The organism is Burkholderia sp. 8Y (genome assembly GCF_902506145.1).
GTDB lineage: Bacteria > Pseudomonadota > Gammaproteobacteria > Burkholderiales > Burkholderiaceae > Caballeronia.
On record NZ_LR733519.1, the window covers coordinates 648,425 to 660,882 of the forward strand.

The window sequence follows — 12,458 nt, forward strand, 5'->3', positions numbered from 1 at the left end:
TTCGGATGTGCTTAAAAAGCGCCCCACGGTGAAGTTCGTTTGCCGTGGATTTCAACAAACAAGCGCAACACCCGGTGCCTCCGTGCCGGGGTACACATCTCAGCCCCGCGGTCTATTGGAGAGACGAGAATGAAAAGCTTCAGCCTGGTTAGATCTCGCATTACGTTAGGGTTACTGACTGGCACTATCCTGCTCCCCGCCTTTCAAGTGGCCGCTGCGCCTGAAAGCAAAATGGAACTACTGCCGACAGGTCAGTTCATCTCCCCGCGAGTGATTCCGGGCGCCGTTCAGCAATTGCTCAATCCGAACATTGCGGCGAAGCCTCAGCAGCTCGTGAGCGGCGCCATCAAGTCGCAGCTCAGCCCTGACGGCAACACGCTCGCCGTCATTACCGCCGGCTACAACACCGTGTACACAAGCGCGAACAACGCCACCCTGGACACGGCCGATTCGACCCAGTACATCTTCATCTACGACGTATCGGGTGCGAACAAGGCCGTACCGAAGTTGATGCAGGCCATACATCAGACCAACGCGTTCGACGGTCTGGTGTGGAAAGGCAATGAGACTTTGTATGGGACGGGCGGCGCCGATGACAAGGTGTATGTGTACGGCCGTCCATCGGCGAGTCCGTCGGCCCAATGGTCGCAGACGGGCGCGATCGCGCTCAATCACACTTCCGGCATCGGTGCAAGCGTGAAACCAAACGCGGGCGGTCTCGCATTGTCCGCAGATGCGCGCACGCTCGTGGTCGCGAACAACTACAACGACTCAATCTCCATCATCGACACGTCGTCGAATACGGTCGTGTCCGACTACGATCTGCGCCCTTTCCACACGTCCGGACAAAACGGCGTAGCGGGCGGCGAATATCCGTGGGCCGTGTCGCTCAAGGCCGATGGCACCGCGTTCGTCTCGTCAGTGCGCGACCGAGAGATCGTCGTGCTGAGTCTGGCCAATCCGGCCTCGCCGCAATTCATCAAGCGCATACCGCTAAACGGCAACGCTTATGGCATGGCATTCTCGCCCGATCAGGCGAAGCTCTACGTTGCGGTATCCAATGCAGACGAGATCGCCGTTATCGATACCGCAAGCCGCAACGTCGAGCAAACAATCGACATTGCCGCGCGCACCGAAGAGGGACATGAGCATCACGAGCACGGCAGGGGCAAGTATAGCGGCCGCGATCCGGTCAACGTCACCGTCTCGAAGGACGGCAGAACGCTGTACGCCGTGAACAACGGCGACAACTCGATCGCGGTGATTTCGCTCGACGGCGAACGCGGCTGTCAGGTAGACGGCCTGATTCCGACTGCCTACGCACCGAAGGACATCACGCTGAGCGCCGACGGCTCGCAGATGTACATCATCAACGGCAAGTCGGTCACGGGCCCGAATCCCCTCTACACGCCGGGCGGCAGCACGGCGCAATACCAGTTCGGCCTCGAAAAAAGCAGCCTCGTGAGCGCACCCGTGCCGCGCCGGGAAGTCCTCGAACGCCTGACCAGTCAGGTGAACGAGAACAATCACTACTCGGTGAGGGAACCCGAACACGAGCGCGAAGTGATGAGCTTCCTGCGCCAGCGTATTCGCCACGTGATCTATATCGTCAAGGAAAATCGCACCTACGATCAGATTCTCGGCGATCTGGGCAACGGCGCGAACGGCGATCCGACGCTTACGATGTACGGGAAGGCCACCACGCCGAACTTCCACGGCATTGCGAGCAACTTCGTCACGATCGACAACTTCACCGACCCGGGCGATGGCTCCATGGATGGCTGGTCCTGGGTGCAGCATGCACACGTCACGCCCACCGAAGAAGTGTCGCAGCAGGAAAACTATGCGGGCGTGAAGCGCGGCATGGCGTATGAATCGGAAGGCGCAAATCGGGGCGTGCCCGTCGGTCTTGCAACCACCGCATCGCGCGACGCGGCGACTAACGGCGCATATACGACGGCGACGTCGTCACTGCCAGGAGGCCCGGCTAACACGTTGCCCGGCATCGCCGACGTTTCGGTGCCGGACGCACCGTTCGGCTACCAGCAGGCAAATATTTACGATGCAGTGCTGCAGGCCGGCGGATCGGTGCGCAACTACGGCGGCATGGTGAACAATGTCGGCACCATCGGCACCATCGCCAATCCGCTGATCGATCCCGCGGGCGCGAATATCGTGCAGGCCAATCCGCTCAAGCCGACGCTCGTCAATCTGACCGACCATTACTATCGCGGTTTCGATCAGGCGTATCCCGATACCTTCCGCGAACTGGAGTGGAATCGCGAGTTCCAGCAATACGTCGCGAACGGCCAGTTGCCGTCGCTCGAATTCGTGCGGATGGGCTCGGACCATACGGGCAGCTATACGACCAACGTTGGCCAGATGGGCTCGGCTGAGCAGGAACAGGCGGATAACGACTTCGCGGTTGGCAAGCTGATCGAAACTGTCGCGCATAGCCCTTATGCGGCGGATACGTTGATCGTCGTGGTCGAGGACGATTCCCAGGCGGGCTCCGATCACGTCGACTCGCATCGGTCCACCGCTTATGTCGTGGGTCCGTATGTGAAGAAGCATGCGGTCGTCAGCACCGCGTACAGCCAGGTCAACGCGCTGCGTACCATTGAGGACTTGCTGGGCACGCAACATATCGATCTTAATACGGCCTACGCCCGCCCGATGTCCGATCTCTTCGACACCCATTCGGACGGACGGTGGACCTACACCGCGGTCGCATCGACGATCCTCAAGAATACGAATGTTGGCAAGGTGGTGAACAGCGGTGGCAATCAGTTCGCGCAAGGCGAGGACATTCATCCCCTGCACGATGCGACGTACTGGGCCGACGCCACGAAGGGCTTCGACTTCTCGAGAGAAGACCGCGTTCCGCCGGAGTTGTTCAACCACGTGTTGTGGAAAGGCGTGATGGGTGACCGGCCGTATCCGCAACCCCATTCTATCTACACGAATGTCGCGCCTGATGGCTCGAAGACGGTTGCCACCGCTGAAGACGACGATGACTGACCACATCGTCTGAAGCAGCCGAAAATGTCGCTGCGGCCGGCCGCCCATGACGGTGGCTGGCCGCCGATTTCCACGTCCTCCCCAACGACGCAAACTATCCCGCGTGAAATCACACAACGCCTTTCGGCTGGGAACAGTCATCGGCGCATCGGCGCTGCTCTGCGCCTTTTGCGACATCCGCGCTGCGCAGGCGCAGGAGACTCAAGCGCGGCCCGACGTCATGCTCACGCCGGTCACTGTGAACGCCCGGACGGCGACGAGCGCGCCCGATCATGACGTCAACGATCCATATCAGACCACAGACGTCAGCAAGACCGGCACGGCACTGGGCGACCTGCCGATGAGCGTGCAGGAAATCCCGCGCGGGCTTCTGGACGAGCAAGGCGCAACGCGGCTCGATCAGAGCGTAGCCAATGCGAGCGGCGTGAACGTGGGCGGCCCGGATGCAAAGGGCTTTTTCGATCACTTCCTGATTCGCGGCCTGCAGGCGCAGGTCTATACCGACAACTTCACCGACGGCGACCAGGTGAATGGTGTCGTGCATTCGCTCAACGGCGTCGAACGTGTCGAGGTACTCGAAGGGCCGGGCTCGGCGCTCTTCGGTAGCGGACCTCCCGGCGGCACGATCAACATCGTGCATTACACGCCCTCGCCGGTGCTTCACTATGGCGCGAGCGTGCAGGCCGGATCCTTCGGCACCGTGAACGGCAGCGCGTATGTGACCGGCCCGACGGGCGTTTCCGGTCTCGACTATCGCATCGACGTAACCGGTGCGCGCTCGGACGGCTATCGCGATCTTGCATACTGGAACAAGGAAGTACGCGCCGCGCTCCGTTTGAAGCTTGGGCAGCATACCTTTGATTTCTCAATTGAGGCTCAGGATACGCGCTCGACGCCAGACTCGTACGGCATCGCCTATTTGAACGGAACGCCGATCAGCAGCGTATCGCGAGACGCCAAATACTCGACGCCATTCGCCTATGCGCGCTCAAATTACGTGCGTCCGACGCTCACGGACGCATGGCGCATCAGCGACATACTGACCATCTATAACCGCCTGTCGTTCCTGCATCGCAGCCTCGACTTTTACGGCAACGGGGACAGCGCGAGCACGAAGGTAGTCGGCGAGGCGTTCACGCATCGGCAATTGCGTGACCAGAACGATTCGGACAATACGCTCGACTATCAGCTCGAGCCAGTGTGGAAGTTCGCGATGGGACCCGTCGGCCATACGCTGCTTACGGGCTTCGAATATCTGCATCAGACGATCGACACCGATCGCGCGACAGCGGACCTGCCGAACATCCCGGACGTGTTCTCGCCGATACCGCCCGAGACCTCGATTAGTGCGCTCAGGTTCCAGTGCGATTCCAAGCATTCGTGCGACAACGATCATCTCGTCGGCAACTTCTACAGCGTCTACGCGACCGACCAGATCGACGTGACGAAGCAACTTGCGTTGCGCGCGGGCGTTCGCAAAGACTGGTGGGATACATCGCTTACGCCGAACATCACGGTGCCGGGACGCATCGACAATCAGGGCGAGCCGATCGTCGCGGGACAAGCCTATACGCGCCGCGATGCGCCTGTCAGCTGGAACATCGGCGCGCTGTACAGGCTCACGCCGTGGATGTCGCCGTATTTCGGCATTTCGCGCAGCTATCTGACGAACTTCAACTCGGAAAACACGCAAACGGGCGTCGGCGAACCGGAGTCGGCGCTGCAGTATGAAGTAGGCGTGAAGTTTTCATTTTTCGACGATCGCTACGTGCTGGACACCGCGCTATTCGATGTATCGCGCACCAACGTGGCATCGCCGCTGACTGTGAGCGGCATCGAGAGCGTTGTGTTCGACAGCCAGAAAACGCGCGGCGCGGAGGCGTCGCTCGATGCCAGCATCACTCAGCAATGGCACGTGATCGCCAATTTTACGGCGCAACGTGCGTATGTGACCAACAATCCGCAGGGTGTGAGCGCCGTTGGCAATAATCCGCAGGACGTGCCCGCGTACATGGCCAACTTGTGGACCACCTATGAGTTCTCAATTTCGGGCTTGCCCGGCTTCCATGTCGGCGCGGGCGTTAACTATATGAGCCACGTCTATAGCGACATCACGAATGTGAACTCGGTGCCGTCGTACGTCATTGCAAATGCGGCTTTCGGCTATCGCGCGCGGCATTGGGGCGTAGACCTCAATGTGCACAATCTGGCGAATCGACGCTATTACATCGCGGCAAATATGGCCGGTGCGTACCTCGGCGAGTCGTTGAGCGCGTACATCCGCTTGCACGCAGACTTTTGATGTTGCATCTGTTTAGACGTCCCATCGGTGGGCGAAGGTAGCCCGCCGTCGGTGAGGGTACGCGGCACCTTGCGGTTGCGAACGCGTGCCCCGCATTCAACGTGATCGCAAGAACTTGTTAGCCAATCAGCCCTTTGGCTTGCATCCCTCCGACTATTTAGATATTGCGACCGGAGTTCACGTCGCCCGCCTGGACGCGCAGCTTCGTGAGCCGCCGAGATTTGAGAGGCCGAAATTGCAGTGTGACGCGACGCCCGAATGTCCGACTCACGATGCAAGGCAATGGCGCTTCAAGGCCGGTTGGGTGAGGCCGCCAACGGCCGTTTTATGGCACTCCAGTTCGCAAAACCTCGATTCGACTGACTGACCGCTTCGGGGACGGCCGTCTGACTGCAGTAAGTCGATTACGGACCTACTGCTCTAGATGGGGCCCGTGCGGCCCGCATGCCGTACGGTATCCGGGGTGCCGCATGTCCTCCGCCGGTCTTCAATCCCAACGCGCCCTTGAGCGGGTTTGGTCCGAAGACGCGCGGCAGAGGGCGAACCGTCCTAGGAGTCGCGAACAGCGGCCTGTAAAGCGCCCTATAGCCTGACGGTCCGGCCATCTGAACCGCACCGGATTTTGTGGAGGCTCCAACTCTTGAGACAATGGAGCCATGAACAAGAAGGTAACGAAATTTTCCCCAGAAGTTCGCGAGCGTGCGGTACGTCTGGTGCGCGAGCAGCGTAGCGAACATCCGTCAATGTGGGCAGCGATCGAATCGATTGCACCAATGATCGGCTGCACGCCGCAGACGCTGCACGATTGGGTCAAGCGCGGTCAGATTGATGCCNATGCCTGATGACCATAGCGAGTCGGTCCCACCCCTTCCCATCCCGAACAGGACCGTGAAACGACTCCACGCCGATGATAGTGCGGATTGCCCGTGTGAAAGTAGGTAATCGTCAGGCTCCTCATGCCACAAACAAAAACCCCACCCCATAAAGGTGGGGTTTTTGCGTTGGGGCGCGATATTAAGCAAAACTCCTGACGCCGACGCTTCCCGGACCCGACAAATCTGTCGGTAGAATGGCATTGGCAGGTGTACCACTACGCCGATCCTACCGGAGCGCATATGAGAACGAGCCTGATGATCGCCGCTGTCAGCGTCGTGCTGTTGGCTGCGGCCTGTGGCAAGAAGAATGATGCGAGCGAATCCACGTTGGGCGACGCGATTTCGGCCGACATGAAGACCAACCGCGGCTTGCTATGCCTGAACCGCAGCGGGCGTGGTCCGTTCACGTTTCCGTCTACCTATAGCAATCGCGATCTGAACGAGTATTCGGCGGCTGCGTTGCGCGAGCAATTGGCCGCGCTGGAAAAAAGCGGCTTGATCGCGCGGGCCGCATCCACGCCGGCGAACGCCAGCGCAAAACAGGATGGAATCGCGTATAGCTTGACGGGCGAAGGCCAAAAGTATGCGGTCGAAACCGTGCGACAGGCGGGCGATCCCAACGCCACGGCGGACTCTCACGCATCGATGATCTGCTACGCACACGTCAAACTCGACAAGGTGACCGCGTGGACCGAACCGGATCCGAACACGCATCGGTCTGACGTGACGTACACGTATAAGCTCGACAACGTCGCCCCTTGGGCCGACGACCGCGACATCAAGCGCGCATTTGCCGATCTCACCGCTGCCGACCGCGAAGCCGGTGAAACGAAGCTGCACATCACGCTCGAACAGCGCCCGGACGGCTGGGTCAGAGTCGATTGAGCAACGTCTCCGGTTGTCCCGACGATCTGCCCCGCGTCCCTCCACGCATGTCGGACGTTGCGCGGCTCGCCGGCGTCTCGAAGATGACGGTGTCGCGCGTGTTGGCGGGCCATAGCGTCGCGTCGGCGACGCGCGAGCGCGTGCAGAACGCCATCGACGAACTCGGCTACGTGGCCGATGCCGCCGCGGGCGCGTTGTCGTCGGGGCGATCGGAGTTCGTCGCGGTCATGGTGCCCTCGCTCGCCAGCTCCAACTTCTCCGATACGGTGCGTGGCCTCGCCGCAGCATTGGAACCGCACGGCCTGCAATTGCTGATCGGCGACACCGACTATCACCTCGACCGCGAGGAGAGCTTGATACGTTCGATGCTGCGCCATCAGCCGCGCTGTATCGCGCTGACGGGCTCGCGCCACACTGAGGCAACGCGCGCGTTGCTGCGCCGCTCCGGCGTGCCGATCGTCGAAATGTGGGACTTCCCGAGCGATCCTATTGACGCCGCCGTCGGCTTTTCCAACGTCAACGCCGCGCGCGAAATGGTGCGGTATCTCGCGAAGCGCGGACATGAGCGCATCGGCTTTCTGGGCGGGGCGAGCGAACTGGATCGACGTGGCCTCGACCGGCTCAAGGGCTTTCGCATGGAGATGAAGGCGCTCGGCCTCGACGCCGAACGCGTGGTGCGCCTCGGCGATTCGCCGATCACGATGAGCCATGGCGGTCCCGCCATCGCGGCGCTACTGGCAACGTGGCCCGACACGCAAGCCGTGATGTGTGTCAGCGACATGTCGGCCTTTGGCGCGATAATGGAGTGTCACCGGCGCGGGCTTTCGGTTCCTGACGATATCGCGGTGGCCGGCTTCGGCAACTTCGAGGTGGCCGCGTGCTGCACGCCGTCGATCACGACCGTATCCGTCGATGCGTACGGTATCGGCCTGCGCACGGGCGAAGTGTTGCTGGCCGCGCTCGAAGAACGCGAACGGGGCACCGTCAAGCGAGCGAGCAAGCGCGTCCGGATCGCGTATCAGGTGCTGGCGCGAGAGAGCGCCTGAGCGCGGACGTCACCTGAATGCGTGCTACCATGCCTTGATGTTACCGGTAACTATACGGTCCCAGCAGCACAGGGCGAGAGCAAAACCTCACGGAGAGAGACACCATGTCGCAAGAGACACCCCGCCGCCTGCGCAGTCAGGAATGGTTCGACGATCCTTCGCACGCCGACATGACCGCGCTCTATGTCGAGCGATTCATGAACTACGGTCTCACGCGCGAAGAGTTGCAGTCGGGACGGCCGATCATCGGCATCGCGCAGACCGGCAGCGATCTTGCGCCGTGCAATCGTCACCACATCGAGCTTGCCGCGCGCACGAAAGCCGGTATTCGCGATGCCGGCGGCATCCCGATGGAGTTCCCTGTGCATCCGCTCGCGGAGCAGAGCCGCCGCCCGACCGCCGCGCTGGATCGCAATCTCGCGTATCTCGGTCTCGTCGAAATACTGCATGGTTTTCCGCTCGATGGCGTCGTGCTCACGACCGGATGCGACAAGACCACGCCCGCATGTCTGATGGCGGCGGCGACCGTCGACATGCCGGCCATCGTGCTGTCGGGCGGACCGATGCTCGACGGCTGGCACGAAGGCAAGCGCGTCGGTTCCGGCACGGTCATCTGGCACGCGCGCAATCTGCTCGCGGCGGGCGAAATCGACTACGAAGGCTTCATGCGCCTGACGACGGCTTCGTCGCCTTCCATCGGGCACTGCAACACCATGGGCACCGCGCTTTCAATGAACAGCCTCGCCGAGGCGCTCGGCATGTCGTTGCCGACGTGCGCGAGCATTCCCGCGGCGTATCGCGAGCGCGGACAGATGGCGTACGCAACGGGCAAGCGCATCGTCGACATGGTGCGTGAGGACATGCGTCCGTCGAAGATCATGACGCGCGATGCGTTCATCAACGCAATCGTCGTTGCGTCCGCGCTCGGTGCGTCGACCAATTGCCCACCGCATCTGATCGCGATTGCGCGGCATATGGGCATCGAACTGAGCCTCGAAGACTGGCAGCGTTACGGGGAAGCGATTCCGCTCATCGTCAATTGCATGCCGGCGGGCGAGTATCTCGGCGAGAGCTTCCATCGCGCGGGCGGTGTGCCTGCGGTGCTGCGTCAACTCGATGCAGCGGGGCTCTTGCGGCGCGATTGCCTCACCGTGTCGGGCCGCATGATCGGCGAGATTGCCGACGATGCCCCCGTCGCCGATCGTGAGGTCATTCGCACTGCTGATGATCCATTAATGCACGGCGCGGGCTTCATGGTGCTGTCGGGCAACTTCTTCGACAGCGCGATCATGAAGATGTCGGTCGTCGGCGAAGCGTTCAGGAAGACATATCTCAGCGAGCCGGGCGCGGAGAATGTGTTCGAAGCGCGTGCGATCGTATTCGATGGTCCGGAGGACTACCATGCGCGCATCAACGATCCGGCGCTCGATATCGACGAGCACTGCATTCTCGTCATTCGTGGCTGCGGCACGGTGGGTTATCCGGGAAGCGCGGAAGTGGTCAACATGGCGCCGCCCGCGGAACTCATCAAGCGAGGCGTCGACTCACTGCCGTGTCTGGGCGATGGCCGGCAAAGCGGCACGTCCGCGAGTCCGTCCATTCTCAACATGTCGCCGGAAGCCGCCGTCGGCGGCGGCCTTGCACTTTTGCGCACCAACGACCGCATACGCGTGGATCTGAACGCGCGCTCCGTCAACGTGTTGCTCGACGAAGCCGAGCTGCAAAGCCGCAGCAAGGACGCGGCTTTCGCCGCGCCAGTGGCGCAAACGCCGTGGCAGGAGCTGTATCGGCAGACGGTGGGACAGCTATCGACAGGCGGATGCCTCGAGCCCGCGACGCTTTACCTCAAGGTCATCGAAACGCGCGGCAATCCGCGTCATTCGCACTGAACGGCGGCGTTACAGGCGCGCGTCGCGAGCGCGCGCGCTGTGTGGCGTTGTCTTGAGCTTCGGCATCTTGCCGTTCTCGATGTAGCCCTGCACGGTATCGGCTGCGTCGTAGTAATCGCGTTCATCGAGCCAGTGCCACACGGCCGCGAGAAAGAGGCCCAACCCCGCATGTCCGCAATGCGCGATGACGTCTGCGATACCTTCTGCAAGCGCCTGGTCGCGTCCGGTCGCCGTGAAGGCGCTTGCAATGTGCGACGCGCTGCGTGACACGAGCATCGCGTGCATGGGCTGAAGGTGTGGATTGAAAGCGCGTGAAGCGAGACTTCTGTATTTGCTGCCGCCCATGGGGCCCCCCGTGTATTACTGGCGTACTGCGCACTGTCTCGTCGCGCCGCCGTTGATTGTTTGAGTCGCTGAAACCAGCGCCGGCAAGCATAGGCAAGAAGCGGGCCGAGGGCGCGCATTTTGCTGAAGAGCCTCTATTCGCGGGGTTATTGGACGTCCGCGTTGCTCGCATCGACGCAATGCAAGGCTGCGCGACGCGCCCCTTTCTACATTCCGTATGAACGAATGTGCAATGCCGAAGGTCACCACGGGACTACGCCATGCGCCGCGCTCACGCAGCAATAAAACAGGTTCGACCCTATGCGCGCGTTGCGGTCTGTGCGGTCGCGCTCGTGACCGGATGCTCGGCCGGAGGACAGGCTGTCAGTGATGCAACGCCTGCAACGTCGAGCGAGCCGCAGCCATTGCATCACGCGAGGTACACTTCGTCCGGCTTCGAGAACAACTACGAGAATTCGCCGCGCGGATCGTTCTGGAAATGGCAGTGGGAACGCTTGACGCAAGGACTGCCGAAGCCGCCGGCCAACGGCTATCGGTTTCAGATGGCGCATCCCGACATCGCGTTTATCAAAGCGAACCGCAGCGTCGATACGCTCACGTGGATCGGTCATGCCACCGCGCTCGTGCAGATAAACGGCGTGAACGTCCTCACTGATCCCGTGTTTTCCGAGCGTGCTTCGCCGTTCACGTTCATCGGGCCGAAGCGCAAGACACCGCCCGGGCTTGCGCTCGATCAGCTTCCGCACATCGATATCGTGCTGATCTCCCACAATCATTACGATCACCTCGACATAGCGAGCGTGCAAGCGTTGAACCGGCAGGCGGGCGGGCCGCCGCGCTTTCTCGTGCCGCTGGGCGTCAAAGCGTGGATGACGAGCGCCGGCATTGCGAACGCAGAGGAACTGGATTGGGGCGATGAGTCCCACGCCGCCGGCCTCGATATCTGGTTCACGCCGGCCCAGCACTGGTCTGCTCGCACGCCGTTCGATCGCGCAAGGACGTTGTGGGGCAGTTGGGTCGTCAAGACGCCGCCGGGCGCGGCGCATCCTTTTTCGTTTTTCTTCGCGGGCGACACGGGCTATTCGCCCGACTTCCGCGACATAGGCGCGCGTTTCGGCGGCTTCGATCTCGCGCTGATTCCGATCGGCGCATACGACCCGCGCTGGTTCATGCATGCGCAGCATGTCGATCCGGAAGAGGCCGTACGCATCTTCGAGGACATTCACGCAAAGCGGGCCATCGGCGTTCACTGGGGTACGTTCGAACTCACCGACGAGCCGCTCGACGAACCACCGCGCCGTCTTTCAGACGCGGTCCAAAAAGCGGGTCTGCCTGCCGATTCATTCACGGTACTCATGCATGGTCAAACGATTCGTCTAGACACGCCGGTAACGAAGCAAACGATAAGCACACCGTAACATTAGAGACGAATGAAAAACGCGCGGGCCGTCGAGCCCGCGCGTTCCGATTGCAACAGATGCGATGAAGCGATCGTCATCGCCTGAACACGCCGAGCAGCAGAGTCGCGAGAAAAATCACAATGAAGATAAAGAACAGGATCTTGGCGATTTCCGCCGCGCCCGTTGCGATACCGCCAAAGCCGAAAACCGCGGCGATGATCGCGATGATGAAGAATATGACAGCGTAACGGAGCATGAGGCCTCCTACGGGGATCGGTTGGTAGTTCGATTTGCATGCGGACTGAAACCGTTGCCGCCTTCGCTCATCGGTCGTGCCGCGCTCTTGTTCAGGGTCTGGCGGCATGGAGGGTCAAAGCAACCGCTGTGCCTAATTCCGCGCATGCGTTCCCCGCGAAAACGAAAACGCCGCAATAACCCGTCGCGAACGGGTCATTGCGGCGTGGGCGCGCGGTTCTGGAGGCTAGCGGCTTGAGGTGCGATCGGAGTCGTTGTCCTCGTCGTCCTCTTCGTCATCGACGTGGCTTTGCGCATCCAGCAGGTGGTTCTCCAGTTCGTCGCGCTCGATCTGATCGGCGAGGTCGAGTGCTTTGCGCGTGGCGGGACCGGATGGGCGGTTGGCTCCAGACATGGCGTACTCCTTGAACGGATTTCGAGGCCGCGCCAGCGAACGTGGC

Annotated in this window: 9 protein-coding genes, 1 rRNA gene and 1 pseudogene; 8 read left to right on the top strand and 3 right to left on the bottom strand. The window is 61.4% G+C overall.

Features of this window, described 5'->3' with window-relative positions; all coding sequences use genetic code 11:
* Positions 1-231 precede the first annotated feature (231 nt).
* The 7 genes and pseudogenes from GV035_RS02840 to GV035_RS02870 all read left to right on the top strand — a co-directional run bounded on the left by GV035_RS02840 (position 232) and on the right by GV035_RS02870 (position 10,018).
* The gene (locus tag GV035_RS02840) at positions 232-3,021 is read left to right on the top strand and encodes a bifunctional YncE family protein/alkaline phosphatase family protein (RefSeq protein WP_236572401.1); all 2,790 of its coding nucleotides are present in this window, start codon (positions 232-234) and stop codon (positions 3,019-3,021) included.
* 103 nt (positions 3,022-3,124) lie between these two features.
* Positions 3,125-5,323 (top strand): TonB-dependent receptor, encoded by a 2,199-nt coding sequence (locus GV035_RS02845; protein ID WP_236572402.1) that lies wholly within the window; start codon positions 3,125-3,127, stop codon positions 5,321-5,323.
* 656 nt (positions 5,324-5,979) lie between these two features.
* Positions 5,980-6,156: pseudogene (locus tag GV035_RS02850) on the top strand (IS3 family transposase); the annotation flags it as partial.
* 4 nt (positions 6,157-6,160) lie between these two features.
* Positions 6,161-6,274, top strand: a 5S ribosomal RNA gene (rrf, locus tag GV035_RS02855).
* A gap of 164 nt (positions 6,275-6,438) precedes the next feature.
* A complete protein-coding gene (locus tag GV035_RS02860) occupies positions 6,439-7,083 on the top strand; it encodes a hypothetical protein (protein ID WP_159833184.1) in 645 nt (214 codons plus the stop codon).
* Between the two features lie 47 nt (positions 7,084-7,130).
* Complete coding sequence (locus tag GV035_RS02865; protein ID WP_159833186.1) at positions 7,131-8,129, top strand: LacI family DNA-binding transcriptional regulator; 999 nt, start codon at positions 7,131-7,133, stop codon at positions 8,127-8,129.
* Positions 8,130-8,233: 104 nt separating this feature from the next.
* Positions 8,234-10,018: an IlvD/Edd family dehydratase gene (locus tag GV035_RS02870; protein WP_159833188.1), complete on the top strand. Its 1,785-nt coding sequence runs from the start codon at positions 8,234-8,236 to the stop codon at positions 10,016-10,018.
* Between the two features lie 9 nt (positions 10,019-10,027).
* On the opposite strand, the gene GV035_RS02875 is transcribed toward GV035_RS02870, so the two are convergent.
* Positions 10,028-10,294: a hypothetical protein gene (locus tag GV035_RS02875; protein WP_236572535.1), complete on the bottom strand. Its 267-nt coding sequence runs from the start codon at positions 10,292-10,294 to the stop codon at positions 10,028-10,030.
* 401 nt (positions 10,295-10,695) lie between these two features.
* On the opposite strand from GV035_RS02875, the gene GV035_RS02880 reads away from it, so the two are divergent.
* The gene (locus GV035_RS02880) at positions 10,696-11,781 is read left to right on the top strand and encodes an MBL fold metallo-hydrolase (protein ID WP_442859513.1); all 1,086 of its coding nucleotides are present in this window, start codon (positions 10,696-10,698) and stop codon (positions 11,779-11,781) included.
* A 76-nt stretch (positions 11,782-11,857) separates the two neighbouring features.
* Here the strand turns inward: GV035_RS02880 and GV035_RS02885 are convergent, their stop codons facing one another.
* Together GV035_RS02885 and GV035_RS02890 are read right to left on the bottom strand one after the other, a co-directional pair.
* Positions 11,858-12,019: a DUF1328 family protein gene (locus GV035_RS02885; protein WP_008352793.1), complete on the bottom strand. Its 162-nt coding sequence runs from the start codon at positions 12,017-12,019 to the stop codon at positions 11,858-11,860.
* Positions 12,020-12,244: 225 nt separating this feature from the next.
* On the bottom strand, positions 12,245-12,412 hold the full coding sequence (locus tag GV035_RS02890) for a hypothetical protein (protein WP_159833192.1): 168 nt from the start codon (positions 12,410-12,412) through the stop codon (positions 12,245-12,247).
* Positions 12,413-12,458: the final 46 nt, after the last annotated feature.

Excerpts from the sequence above, each read along its gene's own strand:
- GV035_RS02840 (WP_236572401.1), top strand. The coding sequence starts at position 232 with ATGGAACTACTGCCGACAGGTCAGTTCATCTCCCCGCGAGTGATTCCG.
- GV035_RS02870 (WP_159833188.1), top strand. The coding sequence starts at position 8,234 with ATGTCGCAAGAGACACCCCGCCGCCTGCGCAGTCAGGAATGGTTCGAC.
- GV035_RS02865 (WP_159833186.1), top strand. The coding sequence starts at position 7,131 with ATGTCGGACGTTGCGCGGCTCGCCGGCGTCTCGAAGATGACGGTGTCG.
- GV035_RS02885 (WP_008352793.1), bottom strand. The coding sequence starts at position 12,019 with ATGCTCCGTTACGCTGTCATATTCTTCATCATCGCGATCATCGCCGCG.
- GV035_RS02860 (WP_159833184.1), top strand. The coding sequence starts at position 6,439 with ATGAGAACGAGCCTGATGATCGCCGCTGTCAGCGTCGTGCTGTTGGCT.
- GV035_RS02875 (WP_236572535.1), bottom strand. The coding sequence starts at position 10,294 with ATGCTCGTGTCACGCAGCGCGTCGCACATTGCAAGCGCCTTCACGGCG.
- GV035_RS02890 (WP_159833192.1), bottom strand. The coding sequence starts at position 12,412 with ATGTCTGGAGCCAACCGCCCATCCGGTCCCGCCACGCGCAAAGCACTC.